Source organism: Streptomyces sp. DS1-CR2 (genome assembly GCF_055760475.1).
Window position 1 is genome coordinate 3,919,781 of the sequence record NZ_CM147085.1, and the last position, 20,654, is coordinate 3,940,434.

The 20,654-nt window shown below is 69.7% G+C and carries 20 protein-coding genes; 11 read left to right on the forward strand and 9 right to left on the reverse strand.

Annotated features, from left to right (window positions below):
• Positions 1–99 precede the first annotated feature (99 nt).
• The 5 genes from ACY0PA_RS18895 to ACY0PA_RS18915 all read left to right on the forward strand — a co-directional run bounded on the left by ACY0PA_RS18895 (position 100) and on the right by ACY0PA_RS18915 (position 3,978).
• Positions 100–1,077, forward strand: a complete 978-nt coding sequence (locus ACY0PA_RS18895) for a ribose-phosphate diphosphokinase (protein ID WP_100596162.1) — start codon at positions 100–102, stop codon at positions 1,075–1,077.
• Positions 1,078–1,269: 192 nt separating this feature from the next.
• Positions 1,270–1,857, forward strand: a complete 588-nt coding sequence (locus ACY0PA_RS18900; protein WP_473085722.1) for a 50S ribosomal protein L25/general stress protein Ctc — start codon at positions 1,270–1,272, stop codon at positions 1,855–1,857.
• 100 nt (positions 1,858–1,957) lie between these two features.
• The gene (gene pth, locus ACY0PA_RS18905; RefSeq protein WP_473085723.1) at positions 1,958–2,554 is read left to right on the forward strand and encodes an aminoacyl-tRNA hydrolase; all 597 of its coding nucleotides are present in this window, start codon (positions 1,958–1,960) and stop codon (positions 2,552–2,554) included.
• Positions 2,555–2,667: 113 nt separating this feature from the next.
• A complete protein-coding gene (locus ACY0PA_RS18910; RefSeq protein ID WP_473085724.1) occupies positions 2,668–3,123 on the forward strand; it encodes a hypothetical protein in 456 nt (151 codons plus the stop codon).
• A 159-nt stretch (positions 3,124–3,282) separates the two neighbouring features.
• Complete coding sequence (locus ACY0PA_RS18915; RefSeq protein WP_473085725.1) at positions 3,283–3,978, forward strand: hypothetical protein; 696 nt, start codon at positions 3,283–3,285, stop codon at positions 3,976–3,978.
• 78 nt (positions 3,979–4,056) lie between these two features.
• Here the strand turns inward: ACY0PA_RS18915 and ppc are convergent, their stop codons facing one another.
• Positions 4,057–6,795 carry a phosphoenolpyruvate carboxylase gene (gene ppc / locus ACY0PA_RS18920; protein WP_473085726.1) on the reverse strand — a complete coding sequence of 913 codons (2,739 nt, stop codon included), beginning with the start codon at positions 6,793–6,795 and terminating at the stop codon, positions 4,057–4,059.
• A gap of 271 nt (positions 6,796–7,066) precedes the next feature.
• Here ppc and ACY0PA_RS18925 point away from each other — a divergent pair, with 271 nt between their 5' ends.
• Both ACY0PA_RS18925 and ACY0PA_RS18930 read left to right on the forward strand, forming a co-directional pair.
• Positions 7,067–8,059, forward strand: coding sequence for an acyl-CoA desaturase (locus ACY0PA_RS18925; RefSeq protein ID WP_473085727.1), 993 nt, complete (start codon positions 7,067–7,069; stop codon positions 8,057–8,059).
• A complete protein-coding gene (locus ACY0PA_RS18930; protein ID WP_473085728.1) occupies positions 8,056–8,739 on the forward strand; it encodes a TetR family transcriptional regulator in 684 nt (227 codons plus the stop codon). The genes ACY0PA_RS18925 and ACY0PA_RS18930 overlap by 4 nt, the downstream gene beginning before the upstream one ends.
• Here the strand turns inward: ACY0PA_RS18930 and ACY0PA_RS18935 are convergent.
• Together ACY0PA_RS18935 and ACY0PA_RS18940 are read right to left on the reverse strand one after the other, a co-directional pair.
• Positions 8,736–9,134 (reverse strand): VOC family protein, encoded by a 399-nt coding sequence (locus ACY0PA_RS18935; RefSeq protein ID WP_473085729.1) that lies wholly within the window; start codon positions 9,132–9,134, stop codon positions 8,736–8,738. The genes ACY0PA_RS18930 and ACY0PA_RS18935 overlap by 4 nt on opposite strands.
• Entirely contained in the window at positions 9,134–9,925 is a 792-nt protein-coding gene (locus ACY0PA_RS18940) for a trans-aconitate 2-methyltransferase (RefSeq protein WP_473085730.1), read from the reverse strand. The genes ACY0PA_RS18935 and ACY0PA_RS18940 overlap by 1 nt, the downstream gene beginning before the upstream one ends.
• Before the next feature lie 89 nt (positions 9,926–10,014).
• Here ACY0PA_RS18940 and ACY0PA_RS18945 point away from each other — a divergent pair, with 89 nt between their 5' ends.
• Complete coding sequence (locus ACY0PA_RS18945) at positions 10,015–10,512, forward strand: MarR family winged helix-turn-helix transcriptional regulator (RefSeq protein WP_473085731.1); 498 nt, start codon at positions 10,015–10,017, stop codon at positions 10,510–10,512.
• A gap of 64 nt (positions 10,513–10,576) precedes the next feature.
• Here the strand turns inward: ACY0PA_RS18945 and ACY0PA_RS18950 are convergent, their stop codons facing one another.
• Positions 10,577–11,326 (reverse strand): LuxR C-terminal-related transcriptional regulator, encoded by a 750-nt coding sequence (locus tag ACY0PA_RS18950; protein WP_100596153.1) that lies wholly within the window; start codon positions 11,324–11,326, stop codon positions 10,577–10,579.
• Positions 11,327–11,592: 266 nt separating this feature from the next.
• Between ACY0PA_RS18950 and ACY0PA_RS18955 the strand changes: the two genes are divergently transcribed.
• Complete coding sequence (locus tag ACY0PA_RS18955) at positions 11,593–12,048, forward strand: GNAT family N-acetyltransferase (protein ID WP_473085732.1); 456 nt, start codon at positions 11,593–11,595, stop codon at positions 12,046–12,048.
• Between the two features lie 63 nt (positions 12,049–12,111).
• Here the strand turns inward: ACY0PA_RS18955 and galK are convergent, their stop codons facing one another.
• Genes galK through galT form a run of 3 tightly spaced genes read right to left on the reverse strand, consistent with a single transcriptional unit; the run spans position 12,112 to position 15,317 of the window.
• Entirely contained in the window at positions 12,112–13,290 is a 1,179-nt protein-coding gene (galK, locus tag ACY0PA_RS18960) for a galactokinase (protein WP_473085733.1), read from the reverse strand.
• Between the two features lie 3 nt (positions 13,291–13,293).
• Positions 13,294–14,259, reverse strand: coding sequence for a UDP-glucose 4-epimerase GalE (gene galE, locus ACY0PA_RS18965; protein WP_473085734.1), 966 nt, complete (start codon positions 14,257–14,259; stop codon positions 13,294–13,296).
• A complete protein-coding gene (galT, locus tag ACY0PA_RS18970; protein ID WP_473085735.1) occupies positions 14,256–15,317 on the reverse strand; it encodes a galactose-1-phosphate uridylyltransferase in 1,062 nt (353 codons plus the stop codon). The genes galE and galT overlap by 4 nt, the downstream gene beginning before the upstream one ends.
• Positions 15,318–15,528: 211 nt before the next feature.
• Between galT and ACY0PA_RS18975 the strand changes: the two genes are divergently transcribed.
• Positions 15,529–17,211, forward strand: a complete 1,683-nt coding sequence (locus ACY0PA_RS18975) for a sodium:solute symporter family protein (protein WP_473085736.1) — start codon at positions 15,529–15,531, stop codon at positions 17,209–17,211.
• 18 nt (positions 17,212–17,229) lie between these two features.
• The gene (locus ACY0PA_RS18980) at positions 17,230–17,511 is read left to right on the forward strand and encodes a hypothetical protein (RefSeq protein ID WP_399977632.1); all 282 of its coding nucleotides are present in this window, start codon (positions 17,230–17,232) and stop codon (positions 17,509–17,511) included.
• Between the two features lie 291 nt (positions 17,512–17,802).
• On the opposite strand, the gene ACY0PA_RS18985 is transcribed toward ACY0PA_RS18980, so the two are convergent.
• Positions 17,803–18,504: a helix-turn-helix transcriptional regulator gene (locus ACY0PA_RS18985; RefSeq protein WP_473085737.1), complete on the reverse strand. Its 702-nt coding sequence runs from the start codon at positions 18,502–18,504 to the stop codon at positions 17,803–17,805.
• 247 nt (positions 18,505–18,751) lie between these two features.
• A complete protein-coding gene (locus ACY0PA_RS18990; protein ID WP_473085738.1) occupies positions 18,752–20,638 on the reverse strand; it encodes an outer membrane protein assembly factor BamB family protein in 1,887 nt (628 codons plus the stop codon).
• Between the last annotated feature and the right edge of the window lie 16 nt (positions 20,639–20,654).

The window sequence follows — 20,654 nt, forward strand, 5'->3', positions numbered from 1 at the left end:
CACGGCGTACCGTGATAGGTGCACACGATTCGGCTGCCTCGCTGCTAATGGGACGAGCGGGCGCAGCGGCGGAAGAACGCGTCTGAGGAGACAAGTGCTGTGAGCGGGATCAAGACGACCGGCGAGAAGAAACTGATGCTCTTCTCCGGCCGCGCCCACCCCGAGCTTGCCGAGGAGGTCGCGCATGCTCTCGGTGTCGGGATCGTTCCGACCAAGGCATTCGATTTCGCCAATGGTGAGATTTATGTCCGTTATCAGGAGTCCGCTCGCGGTGCTGACTGCTTCCTGATTCAGAGCCATACGGCTCCGATCAATAAGTGGATCATGGAGCAGCTCATCATGATCGACGCGCTGAAGCGTGCGTCGGCTCGCTCCATCACGGTGATTGTGCCGTTCTACGGTTACGCCCGTCAGGACAAGAAGCACCGTGGACGTGAACCGATTTCGGCGCGTCTGGTGGCGGATCTGATGAAGACGGCGGGTGCGGACCGCATTCTGACGGTGGATCTGCACACGGACCAGATCCAGGGTTTCTTCGACGGCCCGGTGGACCATCTGTTCGCGCTGCCGATCCTGGCGGACTACGTGGGGGCGAAGGTCGACCGTGCCAAGCTCACGGTGGTGTCTCCGGATGCCGGCCGTGTGCGTGTGGCGGACCGCTGGTGTGACCGCCTCGGTGCGCCGCTGGCGATCGTGCACAAGCGTCGTGACAAGGACGTGGCGAACCAGGTCACCGTGCACGAGGTCGTCGGTGATGTGAAGGGCCGCGTGTGTGTCCTGGTGGACGACATGATCGACACGGGTGGCACGATCTGTGCCGCGGCGGACGCGCTGTTCGCGCATGGTGCGGAGGACGTCATTGTGACGGCGACGCACGGTGTGCTTTCGGGTCCGGCGGCGGATCGTCTGAAGAACTCGAAGGTGAGCGAGTTCGTGTTCACGGACACGCTGCCGACGCCGGGTGAGCTGGAGCTGGACAAGATCACGGTGTTGTCGATCGCGCCGACGATCGCGCGTGCGGTTCGTGAGGTCTTCGAGGACGGTTCGGTGACGAGCCTGTTCGAGGAGCAGGCGTAGTCGCTCTGGGGGCTCTGGGGCTCTTCTAGATCGATTTTGGGGCGGCCTTCCCGCCGGGTAGACTCAGGGAGTTGCTCGGCGAGGGAGGCCGCACTCATGTGGTGCGACTGTCCGTTATCGACGCGCTCTTCGTAGCAGGCCCGTTCGTGGCCGGGTGACCACCTTCCCCTTTTTGTTCTACGAGGAGTGAACATGGCCGAGGTCAAGATCACCGCAGAGTCCCGCACCGAGTTCGGCAAGGGCGCTGCCCGCCGTATCCGCCGTGAGGGCAAGGTGCCGGGCGTTGTGTACGGTCACGGCGGCGCGCCGGTCCACATCGCCCTTCCGCACCACGAGCTGCTGCTCGCGCTGCGTACGGCGAACGTCCTGCTGTCCCTGGACATCGACGGCAAGAACGAGCTGGCGATCCCGAAGGCCGTGCAGCGTGACGCTCTTCGTCAGGGCATCCTCGAGCACGTCGACCTGCTCCTCGTGAACCGCGGCGAGAAGGTCACGGTCGAGGTTGTGGTCGAGACCGAGGGTGACCTGGCTCCGGGCAGCTTCCTCGTCGAGAACGTGCTGAACACGCTGTCCGTCGAGACCGAGGCCACGCACATCCCGACCTCTGTCACCGTGTCGATCGCGGGTCTGGAGGGCGGCGACGCCATCCACGCGAAGGACGTCACGCTGCCGGCGGGCACGACCCTGGTCACGGACCCCGACGCGGTCGTCATCCAGATCCTGGCCGCGCAGGCCGAGGAGCCGGCTGCCGAGACCGAGGCCGAGGGCGCCGAGGCCTGAGCCGTACGCTCTGCTTGACGGGGTGGCGGGCCGCTGCGGCCCGCCGCCCCGTTTTTTCATGTTGGTGTCCGTCTGTTGTACGTGAGGAGACGCGGTCCCGATGACGACCGATGCCACTGCCCCCTGGCTCATCGTGGGTCTCGGGAATCCCGGGCCTGAGTACGCGATGAACCGGCACAACGTGGGCTTCATGGTGGCTGATCTGCTCGCGGAGCGGATCGGCGGCAAGTTCAAGCGGGCCGGCAAGGCTCAGGCGCAGGTGCTCGAGGGGCGGATCGGTGCGCCGGGTCCGCGCAGCCGCCGGGTGATTCTGGCGAAGCCGATGTCGTTCATGAATGTGTCGGGTGGTCCGGTGACGGGTCTGCGGGATTTCTACAAGGTGCCGGTCGGCAACATCGTGGCGATCCATGACGAGCTGGACATCGACTACGGGACGATGCGGCTGAAGCTGGGCGGTGGCGACAACGGGCACAACGGTCTGAAGTCGATCACGAAGTCGATGGGTGCGGACTATCACCGGGTGCGGTTCGGGATCGGGCGTCCGCCGGGGCGTATGCAGGTGGCGGATTTCGTTCTGAAGGACTTCTCGTCGACGGAGCGCAAGGAGCTGGACTATCTGGTGGACCGGGCGGCGGACTCGGTGGAGTGTCTGGTCACGGAGGATCTGGAGCGGGCGCAGGGCGTGTACAACTCCTGAGTTGACCGGGCATCTCGGCAGGTCAGGGGCATCTCGACTGGTCACGGGCATCTCGACGGGGACCTGCCGGCTCTTCTTGACTCTTCGCGGTGCCATGGCCAAGGATCGCCGCCATGCTCTCGTACACCCGGCGGGCCGCGATGGCGGTCGTGGCCCTGCTGATCCTGATCGCGGGCGTCTGGGCGTCCTGGGCGTCGGCGCAGCACGTGATGCTCACCAAGGGCCGTGAGCGCGGCACGATGACGGTGACGCGGTGCACCGACGACACGTGCGCCGGCCCTTACGCGCCGCTGTCGCCGGGTTCGCAGCCCCGCGCCCGTGTCGTCATCGACCGGTCGATCGCGGAGAAGAGGGGCGCGCGTATCCCGGTGGTGGTGAAGCCCGGCTCGGATGAGGTGGTGCGCTCGGGGGCTGCGGGGCTCTTCCACGCGTGGGTGCCGCTGGGAGGCGCGCTGCTGCTGGCCGCGGTGGTGATCGCGGGGGGTCTGCGGCGGACGCGTATCGCGTGGATCGCGGCGGCGGCCGGCGGGGTCGTCCTGACGGCGGCCTTTGCTGCACTGTCCTTCTGAAACAGCTGCACTGTCCTTCTGCACGTCGTCCGGCCCTTCGTACGCCCGGATTGTTATGCGTCACTTTTGAGGCAGCGGCGTACTGATGGTGCGTATGAGTACTGAACCGCTTTCCCCCCGCAGGCTCCTGTTTCCGCATCTCTCGAAGATGGACTGCCCATGCGCACCCTCACTTCCGCGGGCGCGATAGCCGTGGCCGCCACCGCCACTTTGCTGCTCGCTCCCTCCGCTTCCGCGACCGACGCTCCCGGCGACAACGGCACCGTGAAGATTCACGATGCCAGGACCGGTGAGGAACTCCGCAAGAACGAACCGCATGTCTGCACCTTCTACCTGGACGCCTTCGGCTTCGACAGCGTCCAGGAGGTCGACTGGCACATCGAGGCGTGGGCGCCGACCGCCGGCGTCAAGGGCGAGACGGTGAAGACCGGCTCGCTGACGCTCGGTACGGACGGGCACGGCCGCACGGACGACCTGTCGCTGCCGGACGGGCACTACAAGCTGTTCTGGAACTTCGACGGCGAGCACGGCAAGGCCAAGCACAAGGTCTTCTGGACCGACTGCTCGGGCGACACGGAGCCCGGCGGCAGCACGCCGTCGCCGTCGGCGTCCACGCCGGGCACGGCCGGGCCGTCCGCCTCGTCGCCCGCCCCGTCGTCCTCGTCGTCGGCTCCGGGCGAGGTCGCGGGTACGTCGTCGCCGTCGTCCCAGCCGTCGCCGCAGACCGGTGACCTGGCGGAGACGGGTAACGGCGCTCCGGTGGGCCTGCTGTCGACGGTCGCCGCGCTGTTCGTCGCGGCCGGCGGCGCGCTGGTCGTGTGGCGTCGCAGGGCAGCCGCGGGCCGTCAGGGCTGAGCTGTCTCCCGTTTCCACGTGAGAAGGGGTGCCTCCCGGTTCGGGAGGCACCCCTTCTCGACGTCTACGGCTCTCGGGTCAGCCGGTGTTGCGCAGGCCGGCCGCGACTCCGTTGACGGTCAGGAGCAGGGCGCGGGCCAGCAGCGGGTCCGCTTCCTGGCCCGCGGCCGCCGTGTCGCGCTGGCGCTTGAGCAGGGCGACCTGGAGGTACGAGATCGGGTCGAGGTAGGCGTCGCGGATCGCGAAGGTCTGCTGGAGCACCGGCTGGGTGTCCAGGAGCTGCTTTCCTCCGGTGATGCGCAGGACCTCCTGCACGGTCAGCGCGTGCTCGGCCTCGATGTCCGCGTACACGTGCTTCAGCTCGTCGGGGACGAGCGTGTCGACGTAGTGCCGGGCGATCCGCAGGTCCGTCTTGGCGAGGGTCATCTCGACGTTCGACAGGAAGTTGCGGAAGAAGTGCCAGTGCTCGCTCATCTCGTCGAGGACGGTGCCGAGGCCGGCCTCGCGCAGTGCCTTGAGGCCGGAGCCGACGCCGAACCAGCCGGGCACGATCTGCCGCGACTGGGTCCAGCCGAACACCCACGGGATGGCGCGCAGTCCGTCGAGCGAGACGCCCGAGCCGGGGCGGCGGGAGGGCCGCGAGCCCAGGTGCAGGTCGGCGAGCTGGTCGACCGGCGTGGAGGCGAGGAAGTACGTCGGCAGGTCCGGGTCCTCGACCAGCTTGCGGTACGCGGCGTGCGCGGCGTCGGAGACGACGTCCATGGCCGCGTCCCAGCGGGCGAGGGCCTCGTCGGACTGGCGGGGCGCGGTGTGCAGCGCGGACGCCTGGAGGGTGGCGGCGACGGTCAGTTCGAGGTTCTCGCGGGCCAGGGACGGCACGAGGTACTTGTCGGAGATGACCTCGCCCTGCTCGGTCACCTTGATCTCGCCCTCGAGGGTGCCCCACGGCTGGGCGAGGATCGCGTCGTGCGAGGGGCCGCCGCCGCGGCCGACGGTGCCGCCGCGGCCGTGGAAGAGGCGCAGGCGCACGCCGTAGCGGTGGGCGACGTCGCGCAGCCGGCGCTGGGCGCGGTGGATCTCCCACTGGGAGGTGGTGATGCCGCCGAACTTGGAGGAGTCCGAGTAGCCGAGCATGACTTCCTGGACGTCGCCGCGCAGGGCGACGAGGCGCCGGTAGGACGGGTCGGCGAGCATCTCGTCGAGGATGACGTCGGCGGCGCGCAGCTCGTCGGTGGTCTCCAGGAGCGGCACGATGCCGATCTTGGCCCAGCCGCCGTGCAGGTCGATGAGTCCGGCCTCGCGGGCGAGGACGGCGGCGGCGAACACGTCGTCGGCGCCCTGGCACATCGAGATGATGTACGACTCGATGACCTCGGGTCCGAAGGCGTCGAGGGCGCGCTTGACGGTGTGGAAGACGCCGAGGGTCTTCTCGCCCGCGGCGTCGAGGGGTGCGGGCGAGGGGGCGAGCGGCCTGCGGGACCTGAGCTCCTTGGCGAGGAGCTTCTGGCGGTACTCGCGGGGCATGTCGGCGTAGCGCCAGGACTCCTCGCCGAGCCGGTCGAAGAGCTGGCCGAGCGCGTGGTGGTGGGCGTCGGCGTGCTCGCGTACGTCCATGGTGGCGAGCTGGAGGCCGAACGCGGCGAGCGTGCGGATGGTGCGGTTCATCCGGCCGTCGGCGAACAGGGCGCCGCGGTGCTCGCGCAGGGACGTCTGGATGAGTGTGAGGTCCTTCAGGAGTTCGCCGGTGCCGAGGTAGTCGCGGCCGTCCACGTGCGCGGTGCCCCTGGCGAGGCGCTCCTTGGTGTTCTCCAGCTTCTGCCGGATGCAGGTGGCCTTGAGCCGGTAGGGCTCCTCGGAGTTGAGGCGCTTGTAGCGGGGGCTGATCTCCGGGAGGCGCTCCAGGTCGTTGTGGAGGGAGGTGATCAGTTCCTCGGTGGCGCCGGTGTAACGGATCGAGTTCGACAGGAAGCCGCGCAGCTCGTCGATGAGCTCCAGGGCGTCGTTGATGCCGTGCTCGTGCTGGAGGATCAGGACGTCCCAGGTGACGGCGGGTGTGACGTTCGGGTTGCCGTCGCGGTCGCCGCCGATCCAGGTGCCGAAGGTGAGGGGGCGGGTGGCCTCGGGCACGGTGACGCCGACGCGCCGCAGCTCGGCGGTGAGGTCCTCGAGGACGTCACCGACGGCGCCGGCGTGCAGCTCGTCGAGGTAGTAGATCGCGTTGCGCGCCTCGTCGGTGGGCTCGGGGCGTACGACGCGCAGCTCGTCGGTCTGCCACACCAGGTCGATGTTCTCGGCGAGGCGGGTGTCGTAGCGGCGGCGGTCGGCCTCGATGACGGGGGTCTCGAGGAGCTCGGCGACGCGGCGCAGCTTGTTGAGGACGGAGCGCCGGGCGGCCTCGGTCGGGTGGGCGGTGAACACCGGCCGTACGTTCAGGTGCTGGACCGTTTCGCGCAGGTGCTCCGGGTCGGCGTCCTTGAGCCGGTCGGCGGTGCGGGCCAGCAGGCTGCCCTCGGCGGCGCGGCGGGCGCGCAGCTCGCGGCCGCGGTGCACCTGCTCGGTCACGTTCGCCAGATGGAAGTACGTCGAGAAGGCGCGGACCAGCTTGGCCGCGGTCTCCAGTTCCGTGTCGCCGAGCAGGCGGGCGGCGGCCTCGCCGTCCTCCCGGGTGAGGCGGCGGACCTTCTCGACCAGTTCGAGGAGCTCGGGGCCCTCCTGGCGTACGAGCGTCTCGCCGAGAAGGTCGCCCAGTCGGCGGATGTCGGCGCGCAGCTCGGCGCTGGATGTGGCCTCGCGGCTCTGGTCGTCGGCACTGCTCACAGGTGCGGCTCCTTGCAGTGGTGAAGCACGTCTGGGAGGGAAACCCGGGAACCGGGTATGAATCCCGGGTGGAGATACAGAGCGGACCGCGCTGTCCGACCGTTTCCAAGGATAGGTGTCCGTCCGTGGGGGCCGTTTGCGGGCCTCTTGCCGCTCGCCTGCGCGCTGCCATACTTACGACGCCGTAGGTTACGGACGCGTAGTAAAAGTTTCAGCACGACTCCCCGGCTCTCGGCCCTCTCTCAACCCTCGACCCCACAGGGGACGCCCCATGACACCAAGCCCCGATCTGATCGATGACGTCCCGGAGGCGTCGTCGGGCGATTCGACCGGCGCTGCGCCCTCCGCCACGCTCGGCGGTGAGCAGAAGCGTTCGCTGGAGCAGCTCGCGTTGCTGCTCTTCATCATCGTTCCGTTCCTGGCGCTGGTCGCGGCGGTGCCGCTGGCCTGGGGCCGGGGTGTGAGCTGGCTCGACCTCGGCCTCCTGGTGTTCTTCTACTACCTGGGCTGCCACGGCATCACGATCGGCTTCCACCGGTATTTCACGCACGGTTCCTTCAAGGCGAAGCGGCCGCTGCGGATCGCTCTGGCGGTCGCCGGTTCGATGGCGGTCGAAGGTCCGCTCGTGCGCTGGGTGGCGGATCACCGCAAGCACCACAAGTTCTCCGACGCGGAGGGTGACCCGCATTCGCCGTGGCGGTTCGGCGAGACGCTGCCCGCGCTGATGAAGGGCCTGTGGTGGGCGCATATCGGCTGGATGTTCGACGAGGAGCAGACCTCGCAGGAGAAGTACGCACCCGACCTGGTGAATGATCCGGCCATAAGGGCGATCTCGCGTCAGTTCATTTTCTGGACGATGCTCTCGCTGGCTCTGCCGGCGCTGATCGGCGGCCTGGCGACGATGTCGTGGTGGGGCGCGTTCACGGGCTTCTTCTGGGGCTCGCTGGTGCGGGTGGCGCTGCTGCACCACGTCACATGGTCGATCAACTCGATCTGTCACGCCGTCGGCAAGCGGCCCTTCAAGTCGCGTGACAAGTCCGGCAACGTGTGGTGGCTGGCCGTCCTGTCGTGCGGCGAGTCGTGGCACAACCTGCACCACGCGGACCCGACGTCGGCGCGGCACGGTGTGATGCGCGGCCAGGTGGACTCGTCCGCGCGGCTGATCCGCTGGTTCGAGCTGCTGGGCTGGGCGCGTGACGTGCGCTGGCCGTCGAAGGAGCGGATCGACTCCCGCCGCAAGCCGCAGGCCGCTGACGCGGCATGATGGAGCCCGTGGCGACCGATCCGAACTCTGCGAGCTCAGCCGGCAACGAAAAGCCCCGGCGCGCGCGCCGCACCCGGATGACCGGTGCGGAACGCCGCCAGCAGCTGCTCGAGATCGGTCGCACCCTCTTCGCCGCGAAGGGCTTCGAGGGCACGTCGGTGGAGGAGATCGCGGCGAAGGCCGGGGTCTCCAAGCCGGTGGTGTACGAGCACTTCGGCGGCAAGGAGGGCCTCTACGCGGTCGTCGTGGACCGTGAGATGCGCCAGCTCCTCGACATGGTGACCGGCTCCCTGACGGCCGGGCACCCGCGCGAACTGTGCGAGCAGGCCGCCTTCGCGCTCCTCGACTACATCGAGGAGTACACGGACGGCTTCCGCATCCTGGTCCGCGACTCCCCGATCCCGCAGTCCACGGGCTCGTTCGCCTCGCTGATCTCCGACATCGCGACGCAGGTCGAGGACATCCTGGGCCGCGAGTTCAAGAACCGCGGCTTCGACCCGAAGCTGGCGCCGCTGTACGCGCAGGCGCTGGTCGGCATGGTCGCCCTTACGGGCCAGTGGTGGCTGGACGCCCGTAAGCCGGAGAAGGCCGAGGTCGCCGCGCACCTGGTGAATCTGGCGTGGCACGGCCTGGACGGCATAGAGGCGAACCCGCATCTGATCGGCCGGCGCAAGAGCTAGGACGGGCCGGGGGTGGCCGGTTCGAGGAATTCGAGCCGGTTGCCCACCGGGTCGTCGGCGTAGAAGCGGCGGTGGCCCGGCAGGTCCCCGTCCCAGGTGATCCGCACGCCGTGCGCCGCGAGCCGCGCCGCGTACGTCTCGATCCCCGTGACCCGCAGCCCCGGGTGGGCCTTGCGGGCCGGCCGACTGGGACATTTTCCGCCTCCGGCGGGGGCCCGCTCGATTCCCAGGTGCAGCCGCACCTGGCCCGCTTCGAACCAGCAGCCCCCGCGCGCCGCGAGCGCCGGGGGCTTCGGCATCCACGTCATGCCGAGCGCGTCCCCGTAGAACCGGCGCAGCGCGTCCTCGGATCCCGCGGGGGCGGCGAGCTGTACGTGGTCCAGGGCCCGGAGCATCAGGCGTCGGCCGGTTTGCGGGCCACCGCGAACAGGCGGCGGAAGGGGAAGACCGTGCCGTGCGGTGTCGCGGGGTAGGCGGTGCGGAGCCGGGCGCGGTAGGCGGTCAGGAATTCGTCCGTGGCCTGCGGGTCGTCCGCGAGGGCGGTCAGGACGGGGCGCAGGCCCGTGCCCTTGACCCAGTCGAGGACCGGGTCCTCACCCTGGAGGAGATGCAGATACGTCGTCTCCCAGACGTCCGCCTCGCAGCCGAGCGCGGTGAGCTGGTTCAGGTACTGCTCGGGGGTCTGGACGGCGTCCGTGTGGCGCAGTGTGTCGCCGAGCCGGTCCCGCCACCGCGCCGACCCGGCGAGTTCGCGCATCAGTACGTGGCTGGGGGCGTCGAAGTTGCCTGGGACCTGGAAGGCGAGCGTGCCGCCGGGGGTGAGGCCGGCCAGCCAGTCGGGGAAGCGGTCGGTGTGGCCGGGGACCCATTGGAGCAGGGCGTTGGAGACGATCAGGTCGAAGGGCTCGGCGGGGGTCCAGGTGGCCGCGTCGGCGGGGGCGAAGTCGAGGAGGTCGGTGGCGTGGGCCGCTGCCTTCTCCAGCATCTGCGGGGAGCTGTCGTAGCCGGTGATCCTGGCCTTCGGCCAGCGCCGGGCGAGCAGGGCGGTGACGTTGCCCGCGCCGCAGCCGAGGTCGGCGATCCTCGCCGGGTCGCCCTGGACGCGGGCGAGGAGATCGGCGAAAGGGCGTGTGCGGTGGTCCGCGTGCCGGAGATACTGCTGGGGGTCCCAGGTGGGTGCGCTCATGGCGGCCAGGATGCTCCTGGATTTATCTCGATGTCAAGATAGTTGTATTCAAGAGACTTCATGTCGAGGGACCCACTAGACTGATCGTCATGGAGGACGAGGTCGACCGGCTGGTCGCAGCGTGGCGCCGAGAGCGCCCTGACCTCGACGTGGAGCCCCTGGAGGTGCTCAGTCGGGTCAGCAGGCTGGCGCGTCATCTTGACCGGGCACGGCGCCTGGCGTTCGCCGAGCATCAGCTGGAGCCGTGGGAGTTCGACGTACTGACGTCCCTGCGGCGGGCCGGCGCCCCCTATCAGCTCTCCCCCGGACAGCTCCTCACGCAGACCCTCGTCACCTCCGGCACGATGACGAACCGTATCGACCGGCTCGCCAAGAAGGGTCTCGTCGAGCGCCTCCCCGACCCGAGCGACCGACGCGGCGTCCTGGTGCGGCTGACCACCGAGGGGCAGGACCGCGCCGACCAGGCGCTCGCCGGCCTCCTCGCACAGGAGCGGGCGATCCTCGCGGAGCTGTCCCGCACCCAGCGCGGCGAACTGGCGGGCCTGCTGCGGCAGTTGACAGCGCCGTTCGACAACACCCCCGGCTAGGACCGTCAGATCCTGGGACCCGGTCGTACGGGTTCCTGTTCCCAGGACACCTAGGAACAAGGACCTAGGACGCCGCTTCCAGGTCCGCGGGCCCGACCCCGGCCCTGCGCGCCAGGGCCACCGCCGCGAGCGTGGAGTGGACCCCGAGCTTGCCCAGCACGTTCTGCATGTGCGTACGGACCGTGTGCGGGGACAGGAAGAGGCGCTCGGCGACCGCCTTGCGGCCGAGGCCCGCGACCATGCAGCGCAGCACCTCGCGCTCACGCGGCGTCAGGGACTCCACCAGGCGCTCGGAGTCGGTGCGATGCTTGCGGGCCGCGGTCAGCTCCCGCAGCACGCTCGTGAGCAGGGCGGGCGGCAGATGCGTCTCGTCGCGCAGGACGCCCCGGATGACCGTGAGCAGCCGCGAGAGCGAGCAGTCCTTGGCGACCCAGCCGGAGGCTCCCGCCTGGAGCGCGAGGGCCGCGCGGCGGGGGTCGTCCTTCTCGGCGAGCACCACGGTCCGTACGGTGGGCTGGCCCGAACGAACCCCCGCCACCAGGGAGATCCCGTCGACCAGGCCGTCCTGGCCGGGCGCCGTGTCGGGCACGGCCGTCGCCGGGCGCGGACCGTGCAGGGCCGCTCCCAGGTCGGCGTCGACGAGGAGGACGTCGAACCGGCGGCCCTCCGCCGCCGCGCGGTCCATGCAGCGCAGTGCGGCGGGGCCGCTGCCGGCCGCGGAGACGTCCACGTCGGGCTCGGCGGCGAGAGCCGCGGCGAGCGACTCGGCGAAGATGCGGTGGTCGTCGACGACCAGGACTCGGATGCGAACCACGTGTATAACCCCCTCCCCCAAGCTCCTCGCGGAGCAGGGGATTCCCCGGCGCCGGGAGGCTGTCCGGCACGGGTACGGCGCCCGAAGAGGCAGGTCGTCACGGTCGCACGGCCGCCGCCGTGCTCGTACCGCTACCCCCGCTCCGGGCGTCGTACCCGGCTGTCTCGCCCCCTGATCAGCACCGGCCCCCACCGGTGCTGTGCTCAGACTAGGGCCGCGGGCCGGGAGCGGAAGGCGATTTGCAGAACTGGTTGGCCTGCGCGTTTATGGTGAGGCGTATGTTTCGTATGGAGACAGAAGTCGACAAACAGCGGCGCGATCTTCTTCACTTCCGGCTGCGGGAGGCGAATACCGCGGCGTCGGCGGAGCTCAGGTCGCTGCGGGGGACGCCCGAGGACCGTGAAGTGCCGCTCCAGGTCTGGGCGTTGGACGAGAGCGGCGAGATCGCCGGCGGCCTGGACGGGCACACCTGGGCGACCTGGCTCCATGTGAACCTGCTCTGGGTCGACGACCGCCACCGCGCGAAGGGCCTCGGCTCCCGCCTCCTCGCGGAGGCGGAACGCATCGCCCACGAGGACCGCGCCTGCCACGGCGCCCGAGTGGAGACATGGGACTTCCAGGCACCGGGCTTCTACCGCCAGCACGGCTACGAGCTGGTATGTGTGATCCCCGACTACCCGCCGGGGATCAAGGAGTTCACGCTCACCAAGCGGCTCGGCTGATCCCCGGCCGTCCGCCGCGGATTCAGGGAGTTCACTCCTGAGTCCGCCGCGGATTCAGGGAGTTCACTCCTCCGAAGCGGCTGGGGTGAGTTTGCGGGCTCCCGCCGACGGGACCGCGGGGAAGACGCGCGGGGCCGTGTAGCCCGCCGAAGCGAACGCCTCCGTGATCGACTTCGTCACCGCGTCCGCGTCCGGCTCCTCCACCAGGACGATCGCGGAGCCGCCGAAGCCACCGCCGGTCATCCGGGCGCCGAGCGCGCCCGACGCGTTCGCGGTGTCCACGACCAGGTCCAGCTCGGCGCAGGAGATGCGCAGGTCGTCGCGGAGCGAGAGGTGGCCCTCGGTGAGGACCGGCCCGATCGCCCGTACGTCACCGGCGTCGAGGAGCTCGATGACCCGCTCGACGCGGTGGTCGTCGCAGACGATGTGGCGGACGTAGCGCACGACCCGCTCGTCGGTGAGGTCCGCCAACTTGGCGAGTGCTTCCGGCAGTTCGGCGTACGACACATCACGCAGATGCGAGACGCCGAGCGCGCGGGCGCCCTCTTCGCAGCCCGCGCGGCGCTCCGCGTACGCGCCGTCGCCCAGCTCGTGCTTGACGCGGGTGTCGACGACGAGGAGCTGGAGGCCGTGGGCGGCCAGGTCGAAGGGGACCTGGCGGGTGGACAGGTCGCGGCAGTCCAGGTGCAGGACGTGGCCCTCGGTGGCGCACGCCGACGCCATCTGGTCCATGATCCCGCAGGGCACGCGCACGAAGTCGTTCTCCGCGCGCTGCGCGATCCGCGCCAACTCGGGCCCGGTGAGCCCCAGTTCGAAGAGATCGTTGAGCGCGAGCGCGGTGACGACCTCGAGCGCGGCCGACGAGGACAGGCCCGCGCCGGTCGGCACGGTCGACGCGAGGTGGATGTCGGCGCCGGTGACGGTGTGCCCGGCCTCGCGCAGCGCCCATACGACGCCCGCCAGGTACGCGGCCCAGCCGCCCTGCCCGAACTCGGAGAGCGGGGTCAGTTCGTCGGCCCGCAGTTCGGCGATCGGCGCGTCGATGTCCGCGGAGTGCAGCCGCAGGACGCCGTCGGTGCGGCGCGCGACGGCGGCCACTGCGGTGTGCGGCAGCGCGAGCGGCATCACGAAGCCCTCGTTGAAGTCGGTGTACTCGCCGATGAGGTTCACGCGTCCGGGCGCGGCCCAGACCCCCTCGGGCTCGTATCCGTACAGATCGCTGAACTGCGAGGCGACGGACATGACTCAGCCCTCCTGGCGTGCCTGGGCGAAGGCCCAGGCGTCGGCGACGATTCCCGCGAGGTCCGCGCGGGACGGGTTCCAGCCGAGGCGCTCGCGCGCGGTGGCGGCGGAGGCGACGAGGACGGCCGGGTCGCCGCCGCGGCGCGGGGCGGTGACCTCGGGGATCGGGTGGCCGGTCACCTGGCGGACGGTCTCGATGACCTCGCGCACGGAGAAGCCGTTGCCGTTGCCGAGGTTGCAGATGAGGTGCTCGGCGGGGCGGGCGGCGTCGAGGGCGAGCAGGTGGGCCTCGGCGAGGTCGGCGACGTGGATGTAGTCGCGCACGCACGTGCCGTCGGGCGTCGGGTAGTCGTCGCCGTAGACGGAGATCGCGTCGCGCCGGCCCTGGGCGACCTGGAGGACGAGCGGGATGAGGTGCGACTCGGGGTCGTGGCGCTCGCCGCAGCTGCCGTAGGCGCCCGCGACGTTGAAGTAGCGCAGCGACACGGCGGCCAGGCCGTGCGCGGCCGCCTCCCCGGTGATCATGTGGTCGACGGCGAGCTTGGAGGCGCCGTAGGGGGAGGTGGGGGCCGTGGGGTCGGACTCGGTGATGGGGGTGCTGACGGGCTCCCCGTACGTCGCCGCGGTGGAGGAGAAGACGAGCTTGCGCACCTGAGCCGAGCGCATCGCGGCGAGGAGCGCCATGGTGCCGCCGACGTTGTTGTCCCAGTACTTCTCGGGCTTCACGACGGACTCGCCGACCTGGGAGAACGCGGCGAAGTGGAGGACGGCGTCGAAGGACGGGTCGAGCCACTTGGCGGCGTCGCGGATGTCGCCCTCGACGAACGTCGCCCCGGCGGGCACGCCTTCGCGGAATCCGGTCGAGAGGTTGTCGAGGACGGTGACGTCGTGGCCCGCCTCGACCAGGTGCTGCGCGACCACGCTGCCCACATATCCCGCACCGCCGGTGACCAGGTACTTCCCGCTCATGTACTCGCTACCTCTCGCAGTCGCTCGGCCGCGGTCTCCGGCGGCACGTCGTTGATGAACACGCTCATGCCGGATTCGGAACCCGCGAGAAACTTCAGCTTGCCAAAAGTGCGGCGGATGGTGAAAAGCTCGAGGTGAAGCGCGAAGTCGTCCCGCTGGACGCCGGGGAAGTCGTCCAGGGTGCCGAACGGCGCCTGGTGCCAGGCGGCGATGTACGGCGTCGGGGACTCCGCCGTTCCGAAGAGCCGGTCGAAGCGCCTCAAGAGTTCCAGATACATCTGAGGGAACTCTGTGCGCGCGTCTTCGTCGAGGGCGAGCAGGTCGGGCACGCGGCGCTTGGGGTAGAGGTGCACCTCGTACGGCCAGTGGGCCGCGTACGGGACGAACGCCACCCAGTGGTCGCCCTCGAGGACGACGCGCTCGCCGGTGCGCTCCTCGGCGAGCACGTCGTCGAAGAGGTTACGGCCGCCGGTCTGCTCCTTGTGCTCGGCGACCGAGCGCAGCATGAGGGCGGTGCGCGGGGTGGTGAAGGGGTAGCCGTAGATCTGGCCGTGCGGGTGGCCGAGGGTGACGCCGATCTCGGCGCCGCGGTTCTCGAAGCAGAACACCTGCTCCACGGAGGGCAGGTGGGACAGCTCGGCGGTGCGGTCGGTCCAGGCCTCCAGGACGAGTCCGGCCTGTTCCTCGGTGAGGTCGGCGAAGGACGACGTGTGGTCGGAGGTGAAGCAGACGACCTCGCAGCGCCCGGCGTCCCCGGCGAGCGAGGGGAAACGGTTCTCGAAGACCGCCACGTCGTACGAGGAGTCGGGGATCTCGCTGAGCCGGTCGCCCTCGGACGGGCACAGGGGGCACTCGTCGGCCGGCGGGTGGTAGGTGCGGCCCTGGCGGTGCGAGGCGATGGCGACGCTGTCCCCGAGGAGGGGGTCGCGGCGGATCTGCGAGGAGGAGGCGACGGGGTCCAGCGGACGCCGGTCCACCGCGTCCCGCACGACATCGTCACGCGAGTCGTAGTAGATGAGCTCGCGACCGTCGGCGAGCCGGGTCGACGTCTTCTTCACGTCCGAAGCTCCTCATTCGCATCAACTCAACATAATCAAACATAACAAAGCATGGTTCAACGGGATGGTCAAGGCCGCGGACGCCTCGTTCGGTGCGTGACGTGTCACTCGCATCACAATCCAACAAAGAACCTCAGCAGAAGTGTTCATTTATTGAACATAGGCGCGTAGGTTCCGGTCTGATCAGTTCGCGCAACGAAGCGAGTTCTCCATGCTGTCCCCCACACAAACCCTGGCCGCGGGGCTCCGGCTGCCCACCAACGGCCTCGACTACGCGATCCTCGCGATCTACTTCGTCGTGGTCCTCGGCATCGGCTTCGCCGCCCGGCGCTCCGTGAAGACCAGCCTCGACTTCTTCCTCTCGGGCCGCTCCCTGCCCGCCTGGGTCACCGGTCTGGCGTTCGTCGCGGCCAACCTGGGCGCCACCGAGATCCTCGGCATGGCGGCGACCGGCGCGCAGTACGGCGTCTCGGTCGTCCACTGGTACTGGATCGGCGCCATCCCGGCGATGGTCTTCCTGGGCCTCGTGATGATGCCCTTCTACTACCGCTCCAAGGTGCGCTCGGTCCCCGAGTACCTGCTCCAGAGGTTCGACAAGAGCGCGCACCTGCTGAGTTCCATACTCTTCGCCTTCGCGGCGATCCTGATCGCGGGCGTGAACCTGTACGCCCTGTCGATCGTCGTGGAGGCGCTGCTCGGCTGGCCGCAGTGGCTGGCCATCGTCGTCGCCGGCCTGTTCGTGCTCGCGTACATCACCATCGGCGGACTCTCCTCGGCGATCTACAACGAGGTCCTCCAGTTCTTCGTGATCCTCGCGGCGCTCATCCCACTGTGCATCATCGGCCTCAAGCGGGTCGGCGGCTGGGGCGGCATGACCGACTCCCTGAAGAGCGTGCACGGCGACAACTTCCTCTCCGCCTGGGGCGGTACGGGCATCGGTGAGGCCAACCCGCTCGGCGCGAACTGGCTGACGATCATCCTCGGCCTGGGCTTCGTGCTCTCCTTCGGCTACTGGACGACGAACTTCGCCGAGGTGCAGCGCGCCCTGTCCGCGAAGAACCTCTCGGCCGCCCAGCGCACCCCGCTCATCGCCGCGTTCCCGAAGATCTTCATCGTCTTCCTGGTGATGATCCCGGGCATGGTCGCCGCGGTGCTCGTGCCGAAGATCGGCATGGCCGGTTCGGGCCTGACGTACAACGACGCGATCCCCTACCTGATGCAGGAGCTGCTGCCCAACGGCGTGCTCGGCATCGCGGTGACCGGTCTGCTCGCCGCGTTCATGGCGGGCATGGCGGCGAACGTGTCGTCCTTCAACACCGTGTTCACGTACGACATCTGGGCCAAGTACGTGAAGACCGGCAAGCCCGACGGGTACTACCTGAAGTTCGGCCGCCTCATCACGGCGATCGGCGTCCTGGCCTCGATCGGCACGGCGTTCATCGCCTCGTCGTTCTCGAACATCATGGGCTACCTGCAGACGCTGTTCTCCTTCTTCAACGTCCCGATGTTCGTCGTCTTCATCATCGGCATGTTCTGGAAGCGCGCCTCGATGAAGTCCGGCGTGTGGGGCCTGCTCGCGGGCACGACCGCCGCGATGGTCAACTACTTCTGGATCTACAAGCAGGGCGTCATCGACATCCCGACCGACCAGGGCGCCAACTTCGTCTCGGCGATCGTCGGCTTCGTCGCCGGCGCGGTCGTCATGGTCGTCGTCACCCTGTTCACCGCGCCCAAGCCCGAGGCCGAGCTCGCGGGCCTCGTGTACGGGACGACGGCGCCCGGCCTGGAGGAGCCGCCCGCCGAGGGCGACGACGCCTGGTACCGCAAGCCCGCGCTGCTCGGCTGGGGCGCGATCGTCCTCGCCGCGCTGTGCTACGTCCCCTTCTCCCTCTGATCGGAGGCGCGAACCCTCATGTCTGAACTCCAGAACGAAGTCTCCGAGTTGGAGCGCAAGTCGGCGACGGCGGCGCGGCTCTTCGACATCCGGCGCATCATCGGCGGACTGTTCGCGGTGTACGGGGTCATCGTCACGATCGCCGGCATCACGGCGTCCGACGCCGACCTGAAAAAGGCCGAGAACATCAACATCAACCTGTGGACGGGCCTCGGCATGCTCGCCCTCGGGCTGTTCTTCCTGGTGTGGCTGAAGCTGCGGCCGACGGCTCCGCCGGTACCGCAGGACGGCGAGGCGTAAGCCCTTCGCCCCGGGCCGGAGGCCATCACCTACGGGTGATGGCCTCCGGCCCTTCCCGTTCGCACCAGACCCTCAAGGCCGACCGCCCCACCCCGTGAACGAAACCCGTAAACGAACCCCCGTAAACGAAACAAGCCCCGCCCCGCCGAAGCGGGACGGGACCTGGAGTGGAGCGCCGAGCAGGCCTTGCACCTGCATCTCCCCGCAGGAAGCGGGGCGCCTTTCCTTGGACCACCGACGCACTGCCCTCACACCACGAGTCGCGGTGACGAGCACGAGATCGACTCTAGCTCAGGACTCCGGATCCGGCAGCCCCGAAGCCGCCGGGACCGGCCCCGCCCGGTCGAGGAGCCCCGTGCGCGCGGCCAGCGCCGCCGCCTCCAGGCGCGAGCCGACGCCCAGCTTCATCAGGACCCGCTGCACATGCGTACGGGCCGTGCTCGGGGCGATGCCCATGCCGGCCGCGATGAGCCGGGTGTCCTCGCCGTCCGCGACCCGGACCAGGACCTCGACCTCGCGCGGGGTCAGCATCTGCAGGAGCCGCTGCCCCTCGTCGTCGGGCTGCGCGGCCGGGTTGAGCAGCTCGCTGAAGGCTCCCTGCAGGAGCTGCGGCGCCACGGCCGCCTCGCCCGCCCGCGCCTTCATCAGGGCGCGCTCGACCCCCTCGATCCGCTCGTCGTGCCGTACGTAGCCGCAGGCGCCGGCCGCGAACGCCGCCGCGATCCCGCGCGGTGACGGCACAGGCCCGAGGACGACCACCGCCACCTGCGGGCGCTCCCGCTTGATGCGCACGATCGGGTCGAAGATGCCCGGCTCCGCGGGCGTCGCCGTACCGATGAGACAGACCTCGGGCGCCCGCTGGATCACCAGCTCGGCCGCTCCCGCGGCCGGCGCGGCCGCCGCGAGCACCCGGTGCCCGCGCAGCTTGAGAGCCGAGGCGAGCGCCTCGGCGAGCAGTCGATGGTCGTCGACCACCATGAGCCGCACACCCATAGAGCCACCCCCCACATCCCCCGGGATCCCGTGGGACCCCCAGAACCCCCTCGGTGCGGAAAGCCCCCCGACTCCCCGACCTCCTCCATCTCCCGGAAGCTACACGCTCGTTCGGCGTTGCGCTTCCCCTACTGATGAGAAGTGACCCGGAATGCCGGAATCTCGCGGCGGCGGGCGCATATGACGGCGGCCCCGCACCCGGTGAGGGTGCGGGGCCGCCGCGAGTCCGCGGTGAGCGGCTGCGGAGTTACTTCGCCGCGAAGACCACGGCCTCGTACTCCTTCTCGTCCGCCGAATACGGCTTGGAGATGAGTTCCTTGCCCATGGCCAGCTTGCCGTTGGTGTAGAGCAGTTCGGACTGGGTGGGGGTCATGCTGCTGATGACGCTGGTCACGGTCTCCGTCGCCGGAGTGACCAGGAGCGTCTTCTGCTTCAGCGTCTTCGGGTCGATCGTGACGATCTCGGCGCCCTTGTCGTAGGGGCCGTCCTTGTACGCCAGGACGTTCCCGCCGTCCATGCGGACCGGGAAGAGCGTGTACTCGCCTCCGTCGACGCGGTCACCGGTGAGCTGGCCGTTCGCCAGGGAGAACGACACGATCTCGTTGGTCTGGCCGGACGTGCCGCCGCCGTCGTGCTCGCGGGTCGGCATGTAGACGCGGTCGTTGCCGACCGTGATGCCGCGGCAGCCGTGGATCTCGCTGACCTCGCAGTCGAAGTCGTACCGGTCCTTCTCCAGCGAGACCTTGGCGCGCAGCTTGCCGGTGTCGTCGAGGGAGAACAGGTCCGACATCTCGACCTCCTCGCCGGTGGCGATCACGAAGGTGACCGGCTTGGTGGAGACGACGGAGATGACGTTCACGTCGGCCGGGATCTTGTAGGTCCACTTCGGCTTGCCCGTCGCCGGGTCGAGGAGCTGCACCTGGTGCTTCTCGTCGCCGTAGTCACCGCACTTGCGCACCGCGACCAGCTGCTCGCCGCCGCGGTAGCCGACGTCCTCGCAGGAGCCGGTCTGCGGCTGCCACAGGATCTTGCCCGACTTGATGTCGAAGGCCGCGCCGCCGTCGTAGCCGCCGCCGGCCGCCAGCGTGGAGCCGGTGATCGACAGTTCCTTGAACGGGATGTCACGTCCGCCGGTGCCGACGCTCTTCGTCCACAGCTTCTTGCCCGTGTCGACGTTGAAGACCGTGATCTTGGTGCACGGCTGGTATTCGTACTCCTTGGGCTTGCGCGGGGCCTCCTCGCTGATGACCGCGCTCAGGCCGTCCTGGGTGACCTCGGGGGCGCCGCCGCATGTCTGGCCGGGCAGCGGGAGCGTCCAGGACTTCTTGCCGGTGTCCGCGGCGTAGCCGTTGATCTCGCCCAGACCCGCCTTGGCGTACGTCGTGTCCGTGAGCCAGGAGCCCTTGGTGCTGAACACCTCGTCCTTGGGCACCTCGTGCTGAGGCAGCTGGAAGAGGACCTGGGAGCTGGTGTTCCCCGGGACCTTCTCCTTGCTCGCGCCGCCGGTGGTGGTGCCGCCGGAGCCGCCCTTGTTCTCGTCGCCGCCCTTGCCGCCGGTGCCACCGGTCGTGCCCGCGGTACTGGCGTCGGTCTTGTCGTCACCGGACGACGCCGAGTACCAGACGCCGCCGCCGATGATCAGGGCGACCGCGACGACAGCGCCGATGATGATCATCATCTGGGAGCTGATCTTCTTGCCGGCGCCGCCGCCCGCCGCCTGCATGGGCACGGTGCCCGGCGGCGGGTAGGCGCCGTACTGCGGCGGCTGCTGGCCCGGGTAGCCGTAGCCCTGCGGGGGCGTCGGAGGCTGGCCCTGGGCGGCCTGCGGGTAACCGTAGTTGGGGGCCGGCTGCTGCGGGTGCCCGTAGCCCCCGGGCTGACCCTGCGGCGGCGTCGGCGGCTGGGCAGGCGGCTGCGCCGGGGGCGGGGTCTGGGGCGCCTGCGGGTAGCCGTAGCCGGGCTGCTGCGCGGGCGGGGGCGGCGGCGTGGGCGCGCCGAACCCTCCGGGCGGGGGATCCTGCGGTGCGCCGAACCCTCCGGACGGGGGATCCTGCGGCTTGCCGAAGCCCACCGGCGGGGGGCCCTGGGGCGGGCCCTGCGGCGGCTCATTGGGCGGCTGGGGCGGCTGCGTCATGACGTCTGTACCTCGG

Coding starts and splice junctions, on each gene's coding strand:
- ACY0PA_RS18900 (WP_473085722.1), top strand. CDS start 1,270: ATGGCCGAGGTCAAGATCACCGCAGAGTCCCGCACCGAGTTCGGCAAG.
- pth (WP_473085723.1), top strand. CDS start 1,958: ATGACGACCGATGCCACTGCCCCCTGGCTCATCGTGGGTCTCGGGAAT.
- ACY0PA_RS18910 (WP_473085724.1), top strand. CDS start 2,668: ATGCTCTCGTACACCCGGCGGGCCGCGATGGCGGTCGTGGCCCTGCTG.
- ACY0PA_RS18915 (WP_473085725.1), top strand. CDS start 3,283: ATGCGCACCCTCACTTCCGCGGGCGCGATAGCCGTGGCCGCCACCGCC.
- ACY0PA_RS18925 (WP_473085727.1), top strand. CDS start 7,067: ATGACACCAAGCCCCGATCTGATCGATGACGTCCCGGAGGCGTCGTCG.
- ACY0PA_RS18930 (WP_473085728.1), top strand. CDS start 8,056: ATGATGGAGCCCGTGGCGACCGATCCGAACTCTGCGAGCTCAGCCGGC.
- ACY0PA_RS18935 (WP_473085729.1), bottom strand. CDS start 9,134: ATGCTCCGGGCCCTGGACCACGTACAGCTCGCCGCCCCCGCGGGATCC.
- ACY0PA_RS18940 (WP_473085730.1), bottom strand. CDS start 9,925: ATGAGCGCACCCACCTGGGACCCCCAGCAGTATCTCCGGCACGCGGAC.
- ACY0PA_RS18945 (WP_473085731.1), top strand. CDS start 10,015: ATGGAGGACGAGGTCGACCGGCTGGTCGCAGCGTGGCGCCGAGAGCGC.
- ACY0PA_RS18955 (WP_473085732.1), top strand. CDS start 11,593: ATGGTGAGGCGTATGTTTCGTATGGAGACAGAAGTCGACAAACAGCGG.
- galK (WP_473085733.1), bottom strand. CDS start 13,290: ATGTCCGTCGCCTCGCAGTTCAGCGATCTGTACGGATACGAGCCCGAG.
- galE (WP_473085734.1), bottom strand. CDS start 14,259: ATGAGCGGGAAGTACCTGGTCACCGGCGGTGCGGGATATGTGGGCAGC.
- ACY0PA_RS18975 (WP_473085736.1), top strand. CDS start 15,529: ATGCTGTCCCCCACACAAACCCTGGCCGCGGGGCTCCGGCTGCCCACC.
- ACY0PA_RS18980 (WP_399977632.1), top strand. CDS start 17,230: ATGTCTGAACTCCAGAACGAAGTCTCCGAGTTGGAGCGCAAGTCGGCG.
- ACY0PA_RS18985 (WP_473085737.1), bottom strand. CDS start 18,504: ATGGGTGTGCGGCTCATGGTGGTCGACGACCATCGACTGCTCGCCGAG.
- ACY0PA_RS18990 (WP_473085738.1), bottom strand. CDS start 20,638: ATGACGCAGCCGCCCCAGCCGCCCAATGAGCCGCCGCAGGGCCCGCCC.